At 64.1% G+C, this 21,880-nt stretch carries 19 protein-coding genes and 1 pseudogene; 10 read left to right on the top strand and 10 right to left on the bottom strand.

Annotation, left to right across the window (positions count from 1 at the left end; genetic code table 11):
- Window positions 1-25: 25 nt before the first annotated feature.
- On the bottom strand, window positions 26-1,192 hold the full coding sequence (gene trmD / locus F562_RS0103470) for a tRNA (guanosine(37)-N1)-methyltransferase TrmD (RefSeq protein ID WP_018155537.1): 1,167 nt from the start codon (window positions 1,190-1,192) through the stop codon (window positions 26-28).
- Complete coding sequence (gene rimM, locus F562_RS0103465) at window positions 1,192-1,698, bottom strand: ribosome maturation factor RimM (protein ID WP_018155536.1); 507 nt, start codon at window positions 1,696-1,698, stop codon at window positions 1,192-1,194. The genes trmD and rimM overlap by 1 nt, the downstream gene beginning before the upstream one ends.
- A gap of 109 nt (window positions 1,699-1,807) precedes the next feature.
- Between rimM and F562_RS0103460 the strand changes: the two genes are divergently transcribed.
- Window positions 1,808-3,061 carry an MFS transporter gene (locus F562_RS0103460; protein WP_018155535.1) on the top strand — a complete coding sequence of 418 codons (1,254 nt, stop codon included), beginning with the start codon at window positions 1,808-1,810 and terminating at the stop codon, window positions 3,059-3,061.
- A gap of 68 nt (window positions 3,062-3,129) precedes the next feature.
- On the opposite strand, the gene F562_RS0103455 is transcribed toward F562_RS0103460, so the two are convergent.
- The 3 genes and pseudogenes from F562_RS0103455 to rpsP all read right to left on the bottom strand — a co-directional run.
- Window positions 3,130-3,372 (bottom strand): RNA-binding protein, encoded by a 243-nt coding sequence (locus tag F562_RS0103455; RefSeq protein WP_018155534.1) that lies wholly within the window; start codon window positions 3,370-3,372, stop codon window positions 3,130-3,132.
- A gap of 4 nt (window positions 3,373-3,376) precedes the next feature.
- Complete coding sequence (locus F562_RS21400) at window positions 3,377-3,628, bottom strand: sunset domain-containing protein (RefSeq protein WP_483782825.1); 252 nt, start codon at window positions 3,626-3,628, stop codon at window positions 3,377-3,379.
- Between the two features lie 12 nt (window positions 3,629-3,640).
- A pseudogene (rpsP, locus tag F562_RS17925) lies at window positions 3,641-4,087 on the bottom strand (30S ribosomal protein S16); the annotation flags it as partial.
- A gap of 280 nt (window positions 4,088-4,367) precedes the next feature.
- Between rpsP and F562_RS0103445 the strand changes: the two are divergent.
- The 5 genes from F562_RS0103445 to F562_RS0103420 all read left to right on the top strand — a co-directional run bounded on the left by F562_RS0103445 (window position 4,368) and on the right by F562_RS0103420 (window position 10,657).
- Window positions 4,368-5,858, top strand: a complete 1,491-nt coding sequence (locus tag F562_RS0103445; protein ID WP_018155532.1) for a S8 family peptidase — start codon at window positions 4,368-4,370, stop codon at window positions 5,856-5,858.
- Window positions 5,859-5,999: 141 nt separating this feature from the next.
- Window positions 6,000-7,064 (top strand): quaternary amine ABC transporter ATP-binding protein, encoded by a 1,065-nt coding sequence (locus F562_RS0103440; protein ID WP_018155531.1) that lies wholly within the window; start codon window positions 6,000-6,002, stop codon window positions 7,062-7,064.
- Window positions 7,061-7,978: an ABC transporter permease gene (locus F562_RS0103435; RefSeq protein ID WP_018155530.1), complete on the top strand. Its 918-nt coding sequence runs from the start codon at window positions 7,061-7,063 to the stop codon at window positions 7,976-7,978. The genes F562_RS0103440 and F562_RS0103435 overlap by 4 nt, the downstream gene beginning before the upstream one ends.
- An 80-nt stretch (window positions 7,979-8,058) precedes the next feature.
- Window positions 8,059-9,009 carry a glycine betaine ABC transporter substrate-binding protein gene (locus tag F562_RS0103425; RefSeq protein WP_083915443.1) on the top strand — a complete coding sequence of 317 codons (951 nt, stop codon included), beginning with the start codon at window positions 8,059-8,061 and terminating at the stop codon, window positions 9,007-9,009.
- A gap of 145 nt (window positions 9,010-9,154) precedes the next feature.
- A complete protein-coding gene (locus F562_RS0103420; protein ID WP_018155528.1) occupies window positions 9,155-10,657 on the top strand; it encodes a S8 family peptidase in 1,503 nt (500 codons plus the stop codon).
- Between the two features lie 19 nt (window positions 10,658-10,676).
- Here the strand turns inward: F562_RS0103420 and F562_RS0103415 are convergent, their stop codons facing one another.
- Window positions 10,677-12,191, bottom strand: coding sequence for a helix-turn-helix domain-containing protein (locus F562_RS0103415; RefSeq protein WP_040385226.1), 1,515 nt, complete (start codon window positions 12,189-12,191; stop codon window positions 10,677-10,679).
- A gap of 206 nt (window positions 12,192-12,397) precedes the next feature.
- Between F562_RS0103415 and aceA the strand changes: the two genes are divergently transcribed.
- Together aceA and aceB are read left to right on the top strand one after the other, a co-directional pair.
- Window positions 12,398-13,717, top strand: coding sequence for an isocitrate lyase (gene aceA, locus F562_RS0103410; RefSeq protein ID WP_018155526.1), 1,320 nt, complete (start codon window positions 12,398-12,400; stop codon window positions 13,715-13,717).
- 134 nt (window positions 13,718-13,851) lie between these two features.
- Complete coding sequence (gene aceB / locus F562_RS0103400) at window positions 13,852-15,522, top strand: malate synthase A (RefSeq protein WP_018155525.1); 1,671 nt, start codon at window positions 13,852-13,854, stop codon at window positions 15,520-15,522.
- Between the two features lie 49 nt (window positions 15,523-15,571).
- On the opposite strand, the gene F562_RS0103395 is transcribed toward aceB, so the two are convergent.
- Entirely contained in the window at window positions 15,572-15,916 is a 345-nt protein-coding gene (locus F562_RS0103395) for a hypothetical protein (protein WP_018155524.1), read from the bottom strand.
- Between F562_RS0103395 and F562_RS0103390 the strand changes: the two genes are divergently transcribed.
- A complete protein-coding gene (locus F562_RS0103390; RefSeq protein ID WP_156822498.1) occupies window positions 15,903-16,508 on the top strand; it encodes a hypothetical protein in 606 nt (201 codons plus the stop codon). The genes F562_RS0103395 and F562_RS0103390 overlap by 14 nt on opposite strands.
- A gap of 69 nt (window positions 16,509-16,577) precedes the next feature.
- On the opposite strand, the gene F562_RS21000 is transcribed toward F562_RS0103390, so the two are convergent.
- Window positions 16,578-17,510 (bottom strand): GNAT family N-acetyltransferase, encoded by a 933-nt coding sequence (locus tag F562_RS21000; RefSeq protein ID WP_018155522.1) that lies wholly within the window; start codon window positions 17,508-17,510, stop codon window positions 16,578-16,580.
- Between the two features lie 17 nt (window positions 17,511-17,527).
- Window positions 17,528-18,610 carry an amidohydrolase family protein gene (locus F562_RS0103380; RefSeq protein WP_026180969.1) on the bottom strand — a complete coding sequence of 361 codons (1,083 nt, stop codon included), beginning with the start codon at window positions 18,608-18,610 and terminating at the stop codon, window positions 17,528-17,530.
- A gap of 89 nt (window positions 18,611-18,699) precedes the next feature.
- On the opposite strand from F562_RS0103380, the gene F562_RS0103375 reads away from it, so the two are divergent.
- Window positions 18,700-21,051, top strand: a complete 2,352-nt coding sequence (locus F562_RS0103375) for an arylsulfatase (protein WP_018155520.1) — start codon at window positions 18,700-18,702, stop codon at window positions 21,049-21,051.
- Window positions 21,052-21,085: 34 nt separating this feature from the next.
- Here F562_RS0103375 and F562_RS0103370 read toward each other — a convergent pair whose 3' ends face one another.
- On the bottom strand, window positions 21,086-21,880 hold the full coding sequence (locus tag F562_RS0103370) for an alpha/beta fold hydrolase (RefSeq protein WP_018155519.1): 795 nt from the start codon (window positions 21,878-21,880) through the stop codon (window positions 21,086-21,088).

Here is a 21,880-nt window from a genome sequence, read left to right as displayed (position 1 = left end):
CTTAACGGTTCCGTCGCGGGCGGGACTAGCGAGCCCGCTTCCGCATCCGCACGGTGCCTTCGATATCGCTCGGAACCGGGCGATACCCCGCCTTCTTGTACAACCGGATGTTTCCTTCGCTGCGCGCGCCAGTGACCAGCTCCAGGGCCGCCACTCCGTCTGGCGCGAGCGCTGTGGCCTGGGCAATCAGCCAGCGGCCCACGCCACGACCACGAAGATCAGGCGCCACCATGACCCGTCCGACATGGCAGGTGTCACCCTCGGACTGGAGTCGAAGTGACCCCACGAGTCGGCCATGCGAGCGCAGCACGTAGGTATCCCACTCGTTCAGCGAGGCCGCCAGCGAGTCATAGGTCTCGTGCGCGGCAGGAATGTCGAACATCTCGTTGTTGATCACCTCGCGCAGCCAGCAGGCGTGGGTCAAGGTAAGTAACTCGCCGACATCACCAACAGTCGCCGGGCGCCACTCGGCATGGTCAAGGTCATCGATCGCTAAGGCCCCTGAAGCGTGCAAGAGATCAGGGCGGCGAACAGCAGTCCGCTCAAGACGCTGCTGATGCCGCCACGAAGCAATCCGCCCGTGGTCGCCAGACAACAGCACAGCCGGCACCGAACGTCCTTGCCAGTCAGCGGGTTTGGTGTAGACGGGATACTCCAGCAGTCCGTCCTCGTGGGACTCCTCGACCAATGACTCAGCATTGCCGATCACTCCAGGGAGCAGACGCGCAATCGCCTCGACCATTGCCAGGACCGCGACCTCGCCACCGTTGAGCACGTAGTCACCCAACGACACGACCCGCACGTCATAGGCGGCTGCCGCGTGGTCATAGACGCGCTCGTCGATGCCCTCATAACGGCCACAGCCAAAGACCAGCCACTCGCGCTGGGCGAACTCGCGCGCTGTCGTCTGGGTGAATCGTTCCCCGCCAGGCCCGGGAATGATCAGGGTCGGGCGCGAATTTCCCTGTGCCGCTATGTGATCCAGTGCCTCACTCCACGGCTGCGGCTTCATCACCATGCCCGCTCCCCCGCCGTACGGGGTGTCGTCAACGGTGTGATGACGGTCGTGGGCAAAGTCGCGCAGGTTGTGTGTCACGAGGTCGATCAACCCGTCACGACGAGCCTTGCCGATCAGCGAAAGGTCAAGTGGTGCAAGGTATTCGGGGAAGATGGTGATGACGTCGAGGCGCATCAGCCCTCCAGGTCCAAGAGACCCGGCGGTGGATCGATGACCACACGTCCGGAGTCGAGGTCAACCTCGGGCACCATCTCGTCGACAAACGGCACATACGCCGTCCCGCCACCAGACTTGGTGATGGTGAGCAGGTCCTGTGCTGGCCGGGAGACAACCTCAGCGATGCGTCCCACCTCCGCACCGGCAGTGTCCACGACCGACATTCCGATCAGGTCCTCGGCGTACCACGCGTCGTCCTCAGAGTCGTCAGTCTCGGCGAGCAGCCGAACGCCGCGCAGTCCTTCAGCGGCCGTACGGTCGGACACGCCATCGAACGCCAACAACTGGATCGCGTTGTGCATCCTGGCTGCTCGAATGGTGAGCGGCCCCCGCCCTGCGGGCTCGGTTGCAAAAGATGCGCCCTCGATGAATCGCTCCTTCGGTGAGTCCGTGTGCAACTGCACGGTGACCTCGCCCTTGAGCCCGTGCGCCTTGCCGATCCGCGCGACCATCACTTCTGACATGGTCAGATCCTCTCAGGTCTTCCGACCGACCTCGAGCACACCGATGCAGCGTGCGCCGAACACTGCAGAATGCGCCCACCCGACCGGACAACCGCCTACGCTGCCCCAAATGACAGTCCCCGGGCGCATCGACCCGCACGCAGACCCCACGGCCCGTGCCAGCGGTGGGTGGATTGCCCGGGTCAGCATGACGCACGTGGGCATCTGGGTCGGGATGTACGGCCCGATCCAGGTCCTCCTTGGACTGCAGGCCGCTGCCTTCACTCCCGACCATAAAGAGGCCACTCTCGGTCTGGTGACCGGCGCCGGCGCCTTGGTCTCAGTCGTGGCCACGCCGATCTTCGGCGCCTTGTCCGATCGCACGACGCACCGTCTCGGACGTCGAGTGCCGTGGGTCTTGGTCGGCGCGCTGGGCGGAGCGGGGTCGCTGATCCTTCTCGCCTTTGCGCCGCACGTTGCCGCCATGGTGCTCGGATGGTGTCTGGTCCAGGGATTCCTTCACGCTTCGCTGGCCGGCATCCTGGCAGCCGTCCCCGACCAGGTCCCGGTCGATCAGCGCGCCACGGTGAGCGGCTGGCTCGGCGTCAACCAGACCTTGGGCGTGGTTCTCGGCACTGGAGTCGCCGCCTCGATCGGCGGCGTCCGGACCGGCTACCTCGCCTGCGCCGTTCTTCTGCTGGCCTGCACGGTGCCGTATGCCTTGCGTAGCAACGACCTTCGCCTCACCGACCGGCCAGCGCCGATCCGCTGGCGCGCTTTCGTCAAGAGTCTGTGGGTCAGCCCGCGCGAGCATCCTGACTTCGCGTGGGCTTGGATCACTCGCTTCCTGGTCATGCTCTCCAACGGCATCGGCCTTCTTTACCTGCTCTACTTCCTCACCGATGTCGTACGCCGGGAGGACCCTGCCGCTGACCTGTTCGTCCTCACGCTGCTTTATGCCGGCTGTCTCATCGCGACCGCCGTCGCTGCAGGAACGTGGTCAGATCGCTGCGGTCGCCGCAAGATCTTTGTCGTCGCCTCTGGCCTGGTCATGGCCGTGGCGGCGCTGGTCCTGGCACTCATGCCGACGTGGACCGGCGCGTTGATTGGGTCGGTCCTCCTGGGCACCGGCTTCGGCGTATACATGGCAGTCGATTTCGCCCTCATCACCCAGGTATTGCCACACGCAACCGATCGCGCCAAGGACCTCGGGGTCGTCACGATTGCGGCGTCCCTGCCCGCGGTCTTAGCGCCAGTGGTGGCCGCACCCATCGTCAGTGCATTTGCCGACAAGACGATGGGTTATCGCGTGTTGTACGTCGTCGCCGGTGGGATCGGCCTGCTCGGGACAGTTCTGGTCGGTCGCATCCGGTCGGTGGACTGAGAAGGCCCCCAGCCCTGCGAACAGGACTGGGGGCCAATCGAACTGGTAGAGATCGAGTCAGCGAAGGCTCAGCGAGCGCGGTCCGTGTCGACGATGTCGACCCGGATGTTCTTGCCACCGGCAAGTGCGCTCATGACGGTGCGAAGTGCCGAGGCGGTGCGACCCGAGCGGCCGATGACTCGTCCAAGGTCGTCCGGGTGAACCCGAACCTCGAGCAGGTCACCACGGCGAATCTGCTTGTGCCGCACCACGACCTCTTCGTCGTGGTCGACGATGCCCTTGACCAGGTGCTCGAGTGCTTCTTCGAGCACGGGGTCAGGCCTTGTCAGCAGACTCGTCGGAGACCTGCTGGGCAGCGTCGCCGCCGGCGGGCTCGAAGCCAGCTGCGACAGCGGCCTCAGCGGTACGGAACCACACCTCGGCCTCGGTGGCGTCGTACCAGCGCGAGCCCTCGACGTGGAACTTCATCGAGTCCTTGTTGCCCTTAACGGTGAAGCCCTCAGGGGCTGAGCCGTCTTCGTTGGCAGCAGCAGAGTCGGCGCCGAAGCCACCGTCGGTCGCAGCCACCTGGGCTGGCTCGTCGGCCTTCTTCTCAGCCTTGGTCTCGACAGGCTCGACCGGCGCGGCCTTCTTCTCAGTCTTCTTTTCGCTCTTCTTCGGAGCGTTGTCAGCGGGGGCTTCGCCCTGGGCAGCCTTGAGAGCGGCCTCGTAGAGATCGCGCTTGCTGACCTTTTCGGGAGCCTTCTTCAGGGTGCCCTCGGCACCCGGCTCGCCCTTGAACTTCTGCCAGTCGCCGGTGATCTTCAGCAGCGCGGCGACCTGCTCGGTCGGCTGGGCACCGACACCCAGCCAGTACTGAGCCCGGTCGGAGTCGATCTCGATGAGGCTCGGCTCTTCCTTGGGGTGGTAGGTGCCGATCTCTTCGATGGCCCGGCCATCGCGCTTGGTGCGCGAGTCCATGATCACGACGCGGTACTGCGGCTGACGGATCTTGCCGAGGCGCTTCAAGCGGATCTTTACAGACATGTCGAACGTTTCCTTTGTGCTCAGTAAGGCGCGGCCAGACCACGGTGGGGAACACACGCGGGGTACCGGACCTCGGGGGTAGGCGTCGGCGACACGGAAAGAGGGCCGCGACATCCAGACGGGTACAGCCCTCATGATGCCAGACAGGCGCAGGAACTCCCGAATCGGCAACATTCACGGAGCACGAGTCGTGGGGAATCCGGCCACGGACTGCCACGAACCCCGCTACTGTTCGCCCCCTCGGGCCTGTTCCTTCGTCACTCGATTCGTGAGGACCCCCATGCTCCGCAAGTCGCAGTACGCCGTCCTGGCATCCGCCGCATTAATCTCCTCATCGCTCATCGGCGGCATGTCGGCTGGCGCCGCGCCAGTGGCTGACCCGCGGTCGACAACGGTCGATACCGCACCTGCCGACGGCACGCTCATGAGTTACGTCGTCAATCTCAAGCCAACCAAGATCAACCATGGCCAGATGAAGAAGGCCGAGAAATTGATCTCGCAGTCTGGCGGCACGGTCGTGCAGTCGTGGCCGCAAATCGGCGTGATCGTCGCGCACTCCACGAAAGCCGCATTTGTCGACAAGCTTCCCAGGAGCGCTAACTCACCCATCGAGGCCGCAGGCCAGACGCGCACCACCGAGGTAGCCGAAGGCACACCTAAGGGCAATCCGGTGCTCCCGCCCGGTCAGCGTCCTACCGCAGGGGCCCCTGATACCTACCCCGCCCCGTCCGCCCCCGCCACATTCACACCAGAGCCAATGGAAGACCAGCAGCCTGGCAACCGGGAAGTGCAGGCTGACGCCGCGCACCAGATCAGCCAGGGCAGTCCCGGGGTACTCGTAGGCGTTCTTGACACCGGAGTCGACGGAACTCATCCCGACCTCGCCCCGAACTTCCGGGACGACAAGTCAGTTTCCTGCCAGAACGCTGGGGTCCCTGAGCGCAAAAACTGGGAGCCGACCGATAGCAACCACGGCACCCACGTCGCTGGCACGATCGCGGCCGCACGCAATGGCAAAGGCATCGCGGGTATTGCACCCAAGACCTCGGTCGCCTCGATCCGCGTTGCCAGCGACCAGAACCTGTTCTATCCCGAGTACGTCGTGTGCGGCATCGTGTGGGCGGCCGATCAGGGATTCGACATCACGAACCACAGTTACTTCGTCGACCCATGGATGTTCTGGTGCGACGACCAGGCCAACCAGGCTCCGGGTCGCGAAGCCGTCCGGCGAGCCCTGGCATACGCCACCGACCAAGGTGTCTCGCAGGTCGCTGCTGCGGGCAATTCCGACATCGACCTGGCGAACAAGACGACCGATGACACGAGTCCCAACGACAGCACTCCCGCCGCGCGCACGCTCAACCCCGAATGTCGCCAAATTCCGGCCGAGATGCCGGGTGTTGTGTCGGTCGGGGCCACGCAGACTGCGAGGGACATCTGGACCAAGCGCTTCAGTTCCAACTACGGCGCGGACAAGATCACCGTGGTCGCGCCTGGCTCGAGGATCCTTTCCACCGTTCCCGGTGGCGGCTACGGCAGTCTGAGCGGGACGTCGATGGCGGCGCCGCACGTCGCGGGCGTGCTCGCGCTCATGAAGGCCAGCCACCCCGACGCAACGCCAGCGGAACTCACCTCCATGTTGATACGTGACGCCACACCCGTCCCGTGCGCTGGTGCCCCTCGGTGCCTCGGCACTCCCGAACTGAACAACTTCTTCGGCCACGGTTTCGTCAACGCGCTTAAGGCGGTCAGTTCCGAACATCACGAATAGATCACGGTCATGTCACGATCCGTTGAATCGAACTGCGGGCTCGGAGATGCCCTGGTCTGGTGAGGAACGGAACCAAGGCTCAACGACCGCTCGGCGGTGGCTCCACCCGCATTCTTAACGTTCTCTGCAGTGGAGGTGTGCGTGACAGCACTCGAAGCGAAGTCGCTCTACAAAATATTCGGTGCGCAAGCGGAGCAGGTCGCTCGTCGACTTGAAGCGGGTGAAGGCGCCACGAGCGTCAGCCAGGCAAGCGGGACCACCGCAGCAGTCATCGATGCCTCGTTCACGGTCAACAGCGGCGAGATCTTCGTCGTGATGGGCCTCTCCGGCTCAGGAAAGTCCACCCTGATCCGAATGCTCAATGGGCTCCACCCACCCACCGCAGGTCAAGTGCTCATCCATGGCCAAGACATCAGCGCGATGTCGCCAGAAGACCTTCGGCGTACGCGTCGAGATCACATCAGCATGGTGTTTCAACACTTCGCGCTGTTCCCGCATCGCACCGTGCTGGAGAACGCGGCCTACGGACTCAAGATCAAGGGCATGCCTGCTGCCGAGCGCACCACCAAGGCGCGCGAGGCACTCGACCTGGTCGGTCTGTCGGGATGGGGCGATCGCAAGCCCCATCAGCTCTCCGGTGGCATGCAACAGCGCGTCGGCCTGGCCCGGGCGCTGGCCGCCCAAACCGACATCATGCTGATGGACGAGGCGTTCAGCGCGCTCGACCCGCTGATCCGGCGCGACATGCAGGACCAGCTCATCGACCTGCAACGCCAACTCGGCAAGACCGTCGTCTTCATCACGCACGACCTCAATGAGGCCATGCGCCTGGGTGATCGCATCGCGATGATGCGCGAGGGCCGCATCGTCCAACTTGGCACGGCCCAAGAGATCCTCAGCCATCCGGCCGACGAATACGTTGCCCGGTTCATCGCCGACGTCGATCGGTCTCGAGTCCTCACGGCCGAGGCCATCATGGAGCCCGCGGGGGACAGTCCGCACCCAGGCGCCGCGGAGGTCCCGTCCACGATGCTGCTCGCGGATTTGGTCTCCCACGCCGCCCGCTCCCCCGAGCCGCTACGGGTAGTCCACGAAGGCCAACTCCTCGGTGTCATTACTCGGGAGGCGCTGTTGACCGCGCTCGGGCACGAGAGCGAACTCAGTCCGGCCGGGCCTGACACGACCGTCCAAGGAGGCCCCCGATGACCGCACTTCCCACGGCAACAGTCGCGCCCGAAATCCCACTCGGCGACTGGGCGACCTCCGTCGTCGACTGGATGACCGACCAACTTGACTGGCTCTTCGAGGGGCTGAACTCCTTTATCGACGGGTGGGTCGACCTCATTGCCGATCCGCTGTTGCAGGTTCCGATCATCGCGATCATTGCCGTGCTCGCCCTCATGGCACTGCTCGTGCGAGGCGTCGCCTTCTCGATCGCTACCGTGATCGGATTCTTGATCATCGACGGGCTCGATCTCTTTCCTCAGACGATCGAAACGGTGGCTCTGGTGCTCGTGGCAGCGATCATCGCGATCGTGATCGCCGTGCCGGTCGGCATCCTGGCGGCCCGGTCTCAGGGGTTCTCCAACACCATTCGGCCAGCCCTGGACCTCATGCAAACTCTTCCGGCGTACGTCTATCTGCTGCCGTTCCTTTTCCTCATGGGGCCAGGAGCGGCACCCGCGGTGCTGGCCACGGTGATCTTTGCGATGCCACCGGGCGTCCGCCTCACCGAACTCGGGATCCGTCAGGTCGACCAGGAGATGGTCGAGGCGGGCCAGGCCTTCGGCGCCACCCCTCGTGAGGTTTTGCGCGGTATCCAGGTCCCACTCGCGACGCCCACCATCATGGCGGGCATCAATCAGGTGATCATGTTGTCGCTCTCCATGGTCGTCATCGCCGCAGTTGTTGGGGCCGAGGGCCTCGGCAAGGACGTCTTGCAGGCCCTGTCGACTCTTCAGATCGGCCCAGGCACCGAGGCAGGGATCGCCGTCGTGATCCTGGCGATCTATCTGGACCGACTCACCGACGCCCTTGCCAAGCCCGAGCTCGGCACACTTCCCCGGCTCCGTGAAGTCGCCCGGGCCCGCGCGCAGGCCGGGACCACGATGGCCGAGTAGCCCGACGTCGCCATACCAACGTCGCCATACCAACTCAGAGACCGACCAAGACGACCAGCACATGATGAGAGGCGAAATCGATGAAACCCACAAAGACCTTGGCCGCCATGGCGGCCACGGCATTGACCGTGACCACCCTGGCAGCCTGCGGATCGGCTAGCGATGAATCCAACGGCGGTAGCGAGGCAAGCGGATCATCCGCAGGAGGGGCCGGCGGCGGAGGCGGCAACTGGAAGCAGCAGACCTCCAGTTCCACCGCGATGCTGGCGGCACTGAAGCGGGCGTCCGACAAGAAGGATCCGATCGTTGTCGCGCTCTGGCGCCCGCATTGGGCCTATGACGCCTACCCGGTGAAAGACCTGAAGGACCCGAAGGGTGCGCTCGGCAAAGCCGAGGACATCCGGACCGTGGCCCACAAGGGCTTCCCGACCAAGCAGCCCAAGGTGTCCGCGGCCTTGAAGAAGTTCAAGATGAATGATGACCAGCTCGCGAGCATTTCGAGCGCCGTCGCCGTTGATCACAAGGACGATCCCGCCGCTGGCGTAGACGCATGGCTGAAGAAGAACCCGGACTTCGTCAAGAAGACAGTGGGCAGCGCAAAGTTGTGTGACAGCAGCGACCCCGTGAAGATCTCGGTCATCAACAGTTGGGCCGAGGGCCTAGCCGTCACTCACCTCTGGAAGAAGATCCTGGGAGATCGCGGGTGCACGGTCGAGGTGAAGGAATACACCGAAGCCGGCCCGCTCTACATTGGCCTCTCCAAGGGGTCCTCGGACTTCTACATGGACGCGTGGCTCCCCATGACCCACGCCGACTACTGGAACAAGTACAAGAAGGACTACGTCAACATCGGCACCTGGTACGGCAACGCCAAGTTGACGATGGCTGTCCCCACCTACATGGACATCGACTCCATCGAAGACCTCCCGAAGGTCGCAAAGGATGTCAACAACACCATCACGGGCATCGAGCCGGGTGCGGGCCTCACCAAGGCGACCAACAAGGCGATCAAGGACTACAACCTGGGCTGATCGACCGCTGCGCTGTGAGCCCAACTCGCGGGTAGCGTGCTGACCGGAATCTGTGGCAAAAATCCGGTGAGCGCGCTACCCACCATGGCGTGACATACCTCACTAACCTCCGGAATACCCCATTCGTTCTCCGGAAGGTCCACCCATGACACATCCGTCTCGCACTCGTCGCCGGCTTCTCGGTCTGGCCACCACCGTGGCGCTCGCCTCGGCGGTGGCTCTCGGCAGCACAGCCGGAACGACCGCCGAAGCCTCCCCTGCATCGGATCCGCCCTCGACACCAGTCGATACCGCGCCTGCCGACGGCACGCTCATGAGCTACGTGGTCAACCTCAAGGAGGGCCAGGTCAACGACAGCCAACTCAAGCGGGCCGAACGTGTCGTGACTAAGGCCGGTGGCGTGGTCGTGCAGTCCTGGCCGCAGATTGGCGTCATCGTGGCCCACTCCACCAAGGCCGCATTCGTCGACAACCTGCCAAAGGGGACTAACTCGCCGATCAAGTCGGCTGGCCAGACCCGGACAACTGCGGTGGCCGAGGGCACACCGGGCACCGACAGCGAGGACAAGTCACCGTCTCGTTCTCGCAAGGCTTCGGTCGAGCGTACGGACACCACCGGGCACGAGCAGGCGACGAAGGTGAAAGCAGACCCCCGCGAAGGTGAGCAGTGGGGCAACAAGGCCATCAAGGCCAACCGCGCGCACAAGATCAGCGGCGGTAGCTCCGACGTCGTGGTTGGCGTTGTCGACAGCGGCGTCGACGGCCTCCACCCGGATCTGGTCTCCAACTTCCGGTCCGACAAATCGGTCTCCTGCCAGAACGCTGGAGTCCCGGAACGCAAGAACTGGGGCCCCACCACAAGTAGCCACGGCACCCATGTCGCGGGAACCATCGGCGCAGCCCGCAACGGCGAAGGCATCGTCGGGATTGCCCCCAACACAGCGATTGCCGCGGTGAAGGTGGTCAACGACGGTGGTTTCATCTATCCGGAGTACGCCGTCTGCGGCATGATGTGGTCGGCCATGCAGGGCATCGACGTCACCAACAACAGTTACTACGTCGACCCGTGGGCGTTCTGGTGCTCGGACCAAGCCAACCAAGCACCCGGCATGGAAGCCGTTCGCCGCGCAATGTCCTACGCGACCTATAAGGGCGTTGCCCATGTTGCCGCCTCAGGCAACTCCACCTACGACCTGGCCAACAAGACCACTGACACCACCAGCCCCAACGACAGCAAAGCGGTGAGCCGCCAGCTGAACAAGGACTGCCTGGACCTCCCCACCGAAGTCCCCGGCACCGTGTCGGTCTCTTCCGTATCCGACGACAAAGCCGGCATAACCAAGTCGGGCTTCTCGAACTACGGCAAAGGCAAGATCACGGTCGCGGCTCCCGGCGCCAACATCCTCTCGACGTTGCCCAACGGGCAGTACGGCAGCAGCAGTGGCACATCGATGGCTTCGCCGCACGTCGCAGGCGTACTCGCCCTGCTCAAGGCCACTCATCCCAAGGCCAGTCCGGAGCGCCTGATTGGACTCTTGAAGTCACAGGCCACCGAGATGCCCTGTGATGGTGACACCTGTGCCGGACCCGACAACAACAACGGCTACTACGGGCACGGTTTGGTCGACGCACTCAAGGCTGTGAAGTAGGGGCTGTGAAATCACCCGGTCACCGAGTCGGGGCGTGCCGCTCTAAGAAGGCATAGACCTCGGTGTCGTCGACGCCCGGGAACACCCCTGGTGGCATCGCCGCCAATAGATGGGAGTGGGCCCGGGCGCTCGGCCAAGCATGGCCGGACCACCTGCTGGCGAGTTCACTCGGCGGCTGCGTGCAGCACGTCGGGTCCGGGCATCGCGACTTCGAGCGGGATGTGGTCTCTCGCCCACGCATCCACTTCACGTCGGCATAAGGCACCCCGACGTTGACCGCGAAAAGGCCGTCCTGGGTTCGGTCGACGACCGCCGTGCACCAATAGGTCCCGGTTCGGGTGTCGGTGTATTGCTGGTAGGCCTGCGACAAATCTGGCTGCACGAAGACCTGTCGTGCCGTCCATTCGCGGCACACCCGCTGCCCCTCGATCGCGCCACTCGCGTCGGTAGGAAAGCTCACGCCGTCGTTCTCATAGGCCTTGAAGATCACGCCATCCCGAGAGATCCGCATGAAATGCACACGGATTCCCAGGTGCCGCGTCGCCAGATTGGTGAACCGGTGCGCTGCGGTCTCATAGGACACCGCGAAGGCATCCCGCAGGTCCTCGATCGCGATGTCCTTGTCCTTCTTTGCTTGCTGCAGATGGGTGACCGCGTCGGCCTCGGGCACCAGAAGGGCGGCCGCGAAATAGTTGATCTCCACCCGCTGAGTCAAAAAGTCGGCGTACGACTCCGGAACCTGGTGCCCCAGAACAAGGTGGCCCAGCGCCTGCAAAGCCAGGGACCGCGAGTCATGCTGACCAGCCTCGGGCTGGGGCAAATAGATCCGGCGGTGGGACATGTCGGTCACCGTCCGGGTCGACCCAGGCAGGTCCGAGGTATGCATCAATTGGTAGCCGAGGTGCCCCGCCAACCGATCAACGGCCGCGCGACTGATGGGTCCACCAGGGTGCTTAATGGCGGACAGCAGATCCGATGCTTGGTCTTCGATCTCGCCGAAGTAGTTATCGGCCGCGCGCATCCGCAGCCGTAGATCGGCATTCGCCTGCCGTGCGTGTTCCGGGGTTGCCGCCCGCTCAGCCTGCACCTCAGCCATCGCCTCGTGCATACCAACCAATGCCTCCAGGGCCTCAGTTGACAGCCGCGGCCCGACCTTGACGGCTGGAAGACCGAGCGCAGCATAAGCCGAACTCCGTTGCACCCGTTCGAGTTTGATCTCCAGCGATGCTCTGCGACTTGGCGGCGCAGCACTCAACAGATCGGTCAGTGTCGTGTCGAGTTCCTCGGCAAGCGCGGTGAGAGCCGACAGCTTCGGCTCCCGCTTGCCGTTTTCCATCAGAGACAACGCCGACGGGGACATTCCCACAGACTCGGCGACTTCGCCGAGCGTGCGTCCCGCCTGCGTGCGGAGGTGTCGAAGGCGCCGTCCGATCGTGAGCGGATCAGGGCCGACCGGGGAACCAGCATCGTTGCGGCTCGGAGCTGGAGCAGAAGCGACTAGCCGACCAGGACCACGTGAAGACGTACGACTCATGACAGCCATCATGACGGAAAAGCGATGAAAGTGGATCCATATCGCGTCGTTTTGTCAAAATTCTTGATTCTTTATGCCCGGTCGGCGTGAAAGAGGCCCGTTGCGCTGCGCATGATGGTCGCATCGAGTCGCCAGCATGATCGGCGACCACAGCAGATCACCGACAGTGAACCGGCGTCAGCCGGCATCGAAAGGACACAGGAGCCATGACCGCCACGGTGAATGAAACGCAGCTGAGCGAAGACGGCTTGGATCCGCGAGCGACAGCAGCAGCGGAGATCAGCAAGGACTGGGACACCAACCCACGCTGGAAGAACGTCACCCGCGACTACAGCGCCCAGGACGTGGTGCAGCTCCGTGGCAGCGTGCAGGAAGAGTTCACCCTCGCTCGTCGCGGCGCCGAACAGCTCTGGGACAAGTTGCACACCGAGGACTACGTCAACTCCCTCGGCGCACTGACCGGAAACCAGGCCGTGCAGCAGGTCAAGGCCGGGCTCAAGGCCATCTACCTGTCCGGGTGGCAGGTCGCCGGGGATGCCAACATCGCCGGCCAGACCTACCCCGACCAGTCGCTCTACCCGGCCAACTCGGTGCCGCAGGTGGTGCGCCGCATCAACAACGCGCTCATGCGTGCCGACCAGATTGAGTTCTCTGAAGGCGTTAAGACCGTCGATGAGTGGGTCGTGCCGATCGTGGCCGACGCCGAGGCTGGCTTCGGTGGCCCGCTGAACGCGTACGAGTTGATGAAGTCGATGATCGCCTCCGGCGCGTCGGGCGTGCACTGGGAAGACCAGTTGGCCTCCGAGAAGAAGTGCGGCCACCTGGGTGGCAAGGTGCTCATCCCGACCCAACAGCACGTGCGCACCCTCAACGCGGCACGGTTGGCGGCCGACGTGTCCGACGTGCCGAGTGTGGTCATTGCTCGTACCGACGCAGAAGCAGCAACCCTCATCACCGCCGACGTGGATGAGCGCGACCGCGAGTTCCTCACTGGCGAGCGCACGGCGGAGGGTTTCTACAAGGTGCGCAATGGCATCGAACCCTGCATCACGCGGGCCAAGGCCTACGCGCCGTATGCCGACCTGATCTGGATGGAGACCGGCACCCCCGATCTCGAGCTTGCCAAGCAGTTCGCTGACGCGGTGCACGCTGACTTCCCCGACCAGATGCTGGCCTACAACTGCAGCCCGTCGTTCAACTGGAAGAAGCACCTGGACGACGAGACCATTGCCAAGTTCCAGCGCGAACTGGGCGCGATGGGCTACAAGTTCCAGTTCATCACCCTGGCCGGATTCCACGCTCTCAACTACTCGATGTTCGACCTGGCCCACGGCTACGCCCGTGAGCAGATGAAGGCATACGTCGAGTTGCAGGAGCGTGAATTCGCTTCGGAGGAGCGCGGATACACCGCGACCAAGCACCAGCGTGAGGTTGGCACCGGCTACTTCGACCTGGTCTCGACGGCGCTCAACCCCGACTCGTCGACGACCGCGCTGAAGGACTCCACGGAGTCCGCTCAGTTCTGACCACGGTGATCTGAGTAGCCAGTGCTACTCAGATCGACCGAGATCGACCACCTGGGTCCCGCTGGTCAACTGGCTCCGGCCAGCGGGACCCAGGTCCTTTTCCATCCCCGGACGTCTCCTCGAAGGAGGGCGTGATGACCACCCAGATCCGCGGCACGATGCACCCGCGATTCGATTCGATTCTGACCCCTGAGGCGATTGCTTTCGTCTCTAAACTTGACTCGGCCTTCGCCGGTCGCCGCGCCGAGTTGTTGCAGGCACGGCGCGAACGCGCTCGACGTATCAGCGCTGGCGAGGACCTTGACTTCCTGACCGCGACCCGGGGCGTGCGGCAGGACGACACGTGGTCTGTTGCGCCTCCCGGTCGGGGGCTGCGCGATCGCCGCTGCGAGTTGATCGCTCCCGCCACCCGCAAGATGGGCGTGCACGCACTGGAATCTGGCGCCCAGGTGTGGATTGCCGACCTCGAAGACGCGACGGCGCCTTCCTGGGAGAACGTGATCTCCGCCCAGGTCAACCTCTATGACGCGGTCCGCGGTGCCCTGGATTACACCGAGGATGGGACCACCCATCAGGCGACTGGCAGCGACACGACCATCATTTTGCGTCCGCGCGCGCTGCACCTGTGTGAGAAGCACGTCAGCATCGATAGTCGGCCGATCTCCGCGAGCTTGCTCGACTTTGGTCTCTACTTCTTCCATAACGCGCAGGCGCTCATCGAAGGTGGCAGCGGCCCATACTTCTACCTGCCCAAGATCGAGAGCCACGAAGAGGCTCGGCTGTGGAACGACATCTTCGTGATGGCGCAGGACGAGCTCGGCATTCGGCAGGGCACCGTGCGGGCGACCGTGTTGATCGAGACGATCACGGCCGCTTTCGAGATGGACGAGATCCTGTACGAACTTCGCCAGCACGCCGCTGGCCTCAATGCGGGGCGCTGGGACTACATCTTCAGCTTCATCCGGACCTTCGCTCACCGTGGTGATGAATTTGTGCTCCCTGACCGCGACCACATCACGATGACAACACCGTTCATGCGCGCGTACACCCAACTGCTGGTCTCGACGTGTCACCGTCGTGGCGCCTACGCGATCGGCGGCCCGGCCGCAGTGAACCCAGCGCGACAGAACGACGAGCAACAACACCGCGCGTTGCAGGTGGTGCGCGGCGAAAAGGAGCGCGAGGCCGCAGAGGGCTTCGACGGCTCGTGGGTTGCGCATCCGTTCCTGGTCGAAACGGCCCAGGCCGCGTACGACTCGGTCCTGGACGGAAAGACCCACCAACGGGACTTCCGTCACGGCCCCATCACCGCAGGCGATCTCGTGTCCTTGGATGGCACTCCGAGAACGATCAGCCTCGGTGGAGTGCGGACGAACGTGTCGGTTGCGCTGCAGTACCTCGCCTCGTGGGTTCAAGGCACCGGCGCCGTCGCGATCGACAACCTGATGGAGGACGCGGCCACCGTCGAGATCTCGCGTGCGCAGTTGTGGCAGTGGCTCCACCACCGCTCGCAACTCGCCGAAGGACCTGAGGTCACGCCTGACCTGGTTCGCCGAGTGATCGACGAGGAGGTGGCTGTGCTGACTCGGGCTGCTACGGAGGAGCAGGTCAAGCATGTCGAGTACGCGCGCGATGTGCTCGAGCAGAGCGCTATGGGCGACTACCTGCCTGGCTTCTTCACCCCGTACGCCTACGTCCGCTACCTCGCAGAGCGGCCACTGCGCATGCAGGGTCCGTTGGAGCCCGACGACCTGCGGCAGTCTGAGCAGGTGGCTGAGGCCTCGAGCAACGGTTCCGCCGCCTGATCTGGCCGCCCGAGAACTGGCGCTGTGAGAATTTTGCAGCGCCAGTTCTCTATGGTGATGCCATGACCCAACGAATTCGCGCAGCCGTGTCGACCCGCGCTGCGGTCGCAATCAGCGTGCTCGCCCTCACGACACTGACCGCCTGTGGCAGCGATGCCCCCACCGTGACCCAGAACACGTCGGCAGCGCCGTCGGCCACTGCAAGTGCTTCGGCCGAGACGCCCTCAAGCTCGAGCGAAGATTCGTCTTCCTCCACCAGTTCATCGTCAAGTACGTCTTCGGCCGCCAGCGCGACCAGCGCCGCGTCCAGCACGGTTCCGGGGACGCGCAGTGACCTGGTCAAGTTGTGCGACAAGAGTGGCGCCGACACCTCGGCCCGAGTGTGCAAGTCCACCAGCAGCTCAGTCAGCGGCAGCGTGATCTATTGCTCGGCAGACCTTCCAGACGATGTCCGCGGCAGCGTCAAGGCTGAGCTCTTCCGCGATGGCACTGAGGTCTATTCGGCGTCGACCAACCGTACGGCCGCCGTGGGCACGCTTTTCCTCAACTTCTCGGTCGGCAAGCTCCAGTTGCCCGGTGGCACCTATGCCTGCAAATTCAGCGCTGGCGGGAAGTCCTGGATTGGTGAGGCCAAGATTTCCGGGAACGAAGGTCAGGCCACGCAGGGCATGGCGTGCGAGCCGACCTCGATGTATACCGAGCAGCAGGTCACGCACTGCACGTCCAACACCTCGAGCTTCTCCGACCCGTCCGGTCTCGCCTGCAGCGCCGTCATCACCGACCTCAAGGGCCGCAAGGTCGATGCGACACTCCAGACCCCGGTTGGTCCAAAGTCCACGACGCTCTCGCAGAGTTTTGAAGGTGGCGCAGCAGTCGTCCACCTCAAGGCCCCGAACGCACCGTCCGGCTACCCCAAGGGCGAGTACAAGTGCGAGTTCAAGGTCGATGACAAGACGGTCATCACCGTTCCGTTCAGCGTGAAGTAACGCCGACCTGTGCCTGAGTCGGCGTGTCGTGCTAGTGAAGAAGCGTATTCACTAGCACGACACGCCCACTCAACGCGCGCCCGTGGCGAGGGCCCGCGCCCGCAGCGCGAGGTCTGCGATCTGCCGGTCGGTCACCGGCACGCTCAGGTCGACCACAACCTTCGCTGCGTCACGGGTCGCTGTGCCTCGACCTGCGATGCACCTCACCTCCAACGCTGGACCGAGGTCTGCTCGCGGCGCGTCGCCATCATCGACGTCGAGCACCGCGCCCACCGGAGAATCTCCAAGGGCCAACCAGATCGATGAGCCAAAATCGGCATGCCTCAACAGCGGCACCCCCAGTTCCTGACTCAGCCGACGGGCCAGCGTCGTCTTACCAGCCCCAGGGAGTCCGTTCACCAGCACGATGCTGCGCGCCGGGCGGTGTGGGGCGTACGCCGGCGCTGGCCACTCCCCCGCTGTCACCGCGTAAGAATCGTGATCCCGCCATGCTGTCGACCCCGATGAGTCCGTGAGCCACAGCATGTCGGGAATGTGCCCCTCGCGCCGAAAACCCAACGAGCGCAGCACTCCTGCCGAGGCTGCGTTGCCCGGCTGGACGTTGGCCTCGACGCGGTGCAGACCCATGCCGTGCGGTTCTGGCGTGAAGGCCAGCCCCACGACCAGCTCCAGACCTTCGCGAAACAGCCCTTGCCCGACGTATGGGTCGTAGGCGTCGTACCCCATCGTGCCGTTCTGAAACCGACCGCGAACCACGTTGGTGACGTTGACCTTTCCCACAATGCCGTGGGCGCCCACTGGATCGAGGGCGTGGATGATGAACGTGCGATGGGCCGCCGACTGTGCTTGCAGGTGACGGCCGAGATCGCCCGGGTCTGTCGGATTCCAGGCTGAAAGTCGTTCGGCCGAGGCTTCTACCGCGAGGCGATAGCGCGCCAAATCCTCGGCCCGCACGGTGGCAACCGCGACGCGTTCGCCACGGGCGCTCAACTCAGGAAGCATGTCGCGGAGTCTACGGACTAGCCGACTTGGCGCCCACGCAGTATGACTGCGATTGGCCGCTTGAGTTCGGTCAGGTCAAGACGCGGATCCTGTTGGTAGACCACACAATCCGCGCTCTGCCCCTCCTCCAAACCGGGACAGCCGAGCCAGGCACGCGCGCGCCAGGTGGCCGCGCCGATGGCTTCTATCGGGGTCAACCCTGCCTTCGCGAGCTCCATGACCTCCTCGGCGACGTGTCCGTGGGGCACCTGGCCCCCAGCGTCGGTCCCGCAATAGATCGCCACGCCGGCATCATGCGCGGCGCCAACCACCGCATACCGCGACTCATGCAGGCGCCGCATGTGAGCCGAATAGGTGGGGAACTTCTCCTGCCCGGCGTCGGCAAAGGTTGGGAAGTTCGCGATGTTGACCAGCGTCGGCACGATGGCGATTCCTTGGTCCACGAAGGTCTGGATGGAATCTTCCTGCAGCCCGGTCGCGTGCTCGATGCAGTCAATGCCCGCGGCAGCCAGGTCACGCAGGGATTGTTCACCGAAGCAATGCGCGGTGACGCGCGCTCCCTCTTCATGAGCAGCAGCAATCGCACCGGGCAGTGTCTCCGCGGGCCAACTCACCCCCAGGTCACCGGTCTCCCGATCGATCCAGTCGCCGACCAGTTTGACCCAGCCGTCACCGCGTCGGGCCTCCTGGCGCACCACGCTTGCCAGGTCTTCCGGCTCTACCTCGTGCGCGAGGTCTCGGATATAGCGCCGGGTACGAGCAATATGACGTCCCGCCCGAATCAGCCGCGGAAGATCCTCGCGCTCATGCATCCAGCTGGTGTCGACCGGGCTTCCGGCGTCACGCAGGAGGAGCGCGCCAACCTCTCGTTCGGTGACGGCGTGTGATTCGGCGCGCTCAGCGGAGATGCCATCGGGGTCCAGGCCAATATGGCAATGCGCATCGACCAGACCAGGCAAGACATAGCCCTCAATGGTGCGTACGTCGTGACTCACGGGTGGACGCTCAAAGGTCAACTGTCCGTTGGCAACCCAGGCCTCATTCGCTTCTTCCTCCGGGCCGATCAGGAGGTGCCCACGAAGGTGTATAACTTCAGACATACCCACAACGTAGCCGGGGTCAGCGCGTGCCGTCGCCACTCAGGCGTGTTTCGGCGTACGCCGCCAAGGCGTGACCTCAAAGGAGCGACATGACCGAGTTTCGTGGCGGCCGGCACATCCTGCCGGAACCAGACCAGCACCATGAGGCCACCACGGCATGGGGGATTCAGGATCAGGCCAGCGCCTTCGAACCAGTACGACCCACGCAGCCACCCTCCGGAGCGCCCAACGTCGTCATCGTGCTCATGGACGACCTCGGCTACGGCACCTCCAGCGCGTTCGGCGGACCGTGCCAGATGCCCACCGCCGACCGGCTCGCCGAGGACGGCTTGCGCTACACCCGCTTCCACGTGACCTCGCTCTGCTCCCCCACCCGGCAGGCGTTGATGACGGGACGTAATCACCACTCCGTCGGCATGGGCGGAACCTCGGAAATGGCGACCTCGGCCCCGGGGTACCACGGCTATCGACCGCAAAGCGCCGCAACGATCGCCCGAGTCCTGCAGGCAAACGGCTACAGCACCAGTGCTTTTGGCAAGTGGCACCAGACCCCGCCACGGGAGATCAGCACCGTCGGCCCCTTCGATCGATGGCCCACGGGTGAGGGGTTCGACACCTTCTACGGGTTCATGGGTGCAGAAATGAACCACTGGTACCCGCTGCTCTACGACGGCACAACGCCCGTTGAGCCCGACCGAACCCCCGAGGACGGCTACCACCTCACTGAGGACCTGGTCGACCATGCAATCGACTGGGTCCACGCGCAGCACACCCTCACCCCCGACCGCCCGTTCTTCACCTACCTGGCTCTGGGCGCCTCGCACGCCCCGCTCCATGTGGCGCCAGAGTGGCGGGAACGCTATCGAGGCGCCTTTGACCATGGCTGGGATCGTCAACGCGAACTCACGCTGGAGCGACAGCGCGAGCTCGGTGTCGTGTCCCCCGACGCGCGCCTCGCGCCTTGGACTGAGGGTCTGCCGCACTGGGATGAGCTGAGTCGTACCCAACGTCAACTCAGTGCGCGGTTCATGGAAACCTTCGCGGGCTTCACCGAGCATGCCGACACCCAGGTTGGCCGGTTCGTCGACGCACTCGCCGACATCGACCAACTCGACAACACGGTCTTGATCTACATCCTGGGCGACAACGGAGCATCCGGTGAAGGTGGCGTGGAGGGCACCGTCGTTGAGCACCGGCTTGGGCACGGAATCGTCGACGACCCCGAGGAGATGATCACTCAGCTCGACCAGATTGGTGATCCGAGTACGTATCCCATCGCCCCAGCCGGGTGGGCGGTCGCGATGAACTCCCCCTTCCAATGGACCAAGCAGGTCGCCTCGCACCTTGGAGGAGCGCGCGACGGCATGATCGTGCATTGGCCGGAGAGCATCGAGGAGCCGGGCGGTCTCCGGCACCAGTTCCATCACGTCATTGACGTCCTTCCAACTGTGCTGGAATGTGCCGGACTACCCCAACCGCACACCGTGGATGGCGTCCCGCAGCAGCGCATCGAGGGGACGTCGATGGCGTACACCCTTAACGCTCCGGATGCCCCCGACGAACGTCGTACCCAGTACTTCGAAATGTGCGGCAACCGCGGTATTTATCACGAAGGCTGGATGGCCGTCGCTCGCCACGGCATCCCCTGGGAGATGGTCTCGACCGGGGCGAAACGGTTCGAAGACGATACGTGGGAGTTGTACGACCTCTCCCGGGACTGGACGCAGTCACAGAATCTTGCCGCGAGTGAGCCGGAGCGCCTTGCCGCACTGCAACGTCTGTTTGTCATCGAGGCGGCCAAGCACCGGGTCTTCCCGCTCGACGGTCGCGTGACCGAACGCGAAAACCCTGTCCTCGCAGGAAGACTCGACCTCCTCGGCGATCGGCGCTCAGTGACCTACCGAGGCGGCATGACCCGCTTCACGGAAGAGACCACGCCCAACATCAAAAATCGATCGCATGCGGTGACCGCCGACATCGAGGTCAACGACTCCGCCCACGGCGTGCTGATTGCCCAGGGTGGCCGGTTTGGTGGATGGTCGCTGTACTGCGTGGACGGTATTCCCTGCTACACCTACAACTACTTCGGCTTGCAGCACTTCGCGATCCGGGGTTCGTCTGCACTCACCCCCGGCCGCCATGAGGTCGCGATGTCGTTCGCCTACGACGGCGGCGACGTGGGGTTGGGCGGCACGGTCTCGCTCAGCGTCGATGGCGATCAAGTGGGTGAGGGTCGGGTCGACTCGACGATTCCCTACTACTTCTCCTTCGATGAAACCTTGGATGTCGGCGTGGACCTCAGCACACCGGTCAGCGAGGACTACCCGCCCGTGAACAACGCCTTCACTGGAACGGTGCACACGGTCCGAATCGACCTGCTCGGGGATGCTCACCATGGGTCACGTGCGGATCAGGAGCAGCGGGTGATGACCTCGCAGTGATGACGTGCTCGGCTCGCGTCATCGGCGACACGGATTAGGTGTCGGCGGTGAGATAGCGGCGCAGCACCGCAAGGAAGACTTCTGGCTGCTCAGAGTGAACCCAATGGCCAGCGCGCTTAATCGTGATGAGTTGAGCTCGCGGGAAGAGCCTCCGCATCGCATCGTCGTACTCGGTTGTGACATAGGCCGATTCGGCGCCGGCCACCCAAAGCACCGGCCCGCCGTAGGTCGTTCCCGTCGAGATGGCGTCGGCGGGCCAGTCGCCAAGTTTCGAGAGCGAGTCGCCGAGCAACGTGAGGTTCATCTGCCAAGCGAAGCCGCCGTCATCGCGGCGCAAGTTCTGCAGCAGGAAACCACGGACCGTCGCATCGGGCACTCGTTCTTGCAGGCTGGCTTCTGCCTCGCTGCGGCTACTGATCGACTCCAGGTCGATACTGCGCATCCCCATCACGTATTTGCCGAAAGCGCGTAGCCCGCCGTACGACACCGGCGAGATATCGACGACCCCCAGCCGCTCCAACAAGTCCGGGTGGCGCAAGGCCACCAGCATGGCGACCTTGCCGCCCATCGAGTGCCCGACGAGTGTCCATTTCTCGCCAGGCGCGAGTTCGCCGAGTTCTGCCGCCAGGGTGTCGGCCATCCCGACATAGGAGAAACTCTCAGACCATGGTGATTTCCCGTGATCAGGCAGATCTACGAGGCTGACCCGGAAGTCATCCGCCAACCCTTTCGCGATCTGATTCCAATTACGTCCCTGGCCAAAGAGGCCATGACAGAACGCAATCCGCGGCCCCTGCTCGCCTATGGTCCGCGTGAACAAACGAGTCAT

Origin of the sequence: Demetria terragena DSM 11295 (assembly GCF_000376825.1) — a bacterium.
Lineage (GTDB): Bacteria > Actinomycetota > Actinomycetes > Actinomycetales > Dermatophilaceae > Demetria > Demetria terragena.
This window is presented reverse-complemented; position numbering and strand designations above follow the sequence as displayed.

Excerpts from the sequence above, each read along its gene's own strand:
- F562_RS0103370 (WP_018155519.1), bottom strand. The coding sequence starts at position 21,880 with ATGACTCGTTTGTTCACGCGGACCATAGGCGAGCAGGGGCCGCGGATT.
- F562_RS0103425 (WP_083915443.1), top strand. The coding sequence starts at position 8,059 with ATGAAACCCACAAAGACCTTGGCCGCCATGGCGGCCACGGCATTGACC.
- aceA (WP_018155526.1), top strand. The coding sequence starts at position 12,398 with ATGACCGCCACGGTGAATGAAACGCAGCTGAGCGAAGACGGCTTGGAT.
- F562_RS0103380 (WP_026180969.1), bottom strand. The coding sequence starts at position 18,610 with ATGTCTGAAGTTATACACCTTCGTGGGCACCTCCTGATCGGCCCGGAG.
- F562_RS0103415 (WP_040385226.1), bottom strand. The coding sequence starts at position 12,191 with ATGAGTCGTACGTCTTCACGTGGTCCTGGTCGGCTAGTCGCTTCTGCT.
- F562_RS0103375 (WP_018155520.1), top strand. The coding sequence starts at position 18,700 with ATGACCGAGTTTCGTGGCGGCCGGCACATCCTGCCGGAACCAGACCAG.
- F562_RS0103435 (WP_018155530.1), top strand. The coding sequence starts at position 7,061 with ATGACCGCACTTCCCACGGCAACAGTCGCGCCCGAAATCCCACTCGGC.
- F562_RS0103445 (WP_018155532.1), top strand. The coding sequence starts at position 4,368 with ATGCTCCGCAAGTCGCAGTACGCCGTCCTGGCATCCGCCGCATTAATC.
- F562_RS21000 (WP_018155522.1), bottom strand. The coding sequence starts at position 17,510 with ATGCTTCCTGAGTTGAGCGCCCGTGGCGAACGCGTCGCGGTTGCCACC.
- rimM (WP_018155536.1), bottom strand. The coding sequence starts at position 1,698 with ATGTCAGAAGTGATGGTCGCGCGGATCGGCAAGGCGCACGGGCTCAAG.
- trmD (WP_018155537.1), bottom strand. The coding sequence starts at position 1,192 with ATGCGCCTCGACGTCATCACCATCTTCCCCGAATACCTTGCACCACTT.
- F562_RS0103460 (WP_018155535.1), top strand. The coding sequence starts at position 1,808 with ATGACAGTCCCCGGGCGCATCGACCCGCACGCAGACCCCACGGCCCGT.
- F562_RS0103420 (WP_018155528.1), top strand. The coding sequence starts at position 9,155 with ATGACACATCCGTCTCGCACTCGTCGCCGGCTTCTCGGTCTGGCCACC.
- aceB (WP_018155525.1), top strand. The coding sequence starts at position 13,852 with ATGACCACCCAGATCCGCGGCACGATGCACCCGCGATTCGATTCGATT.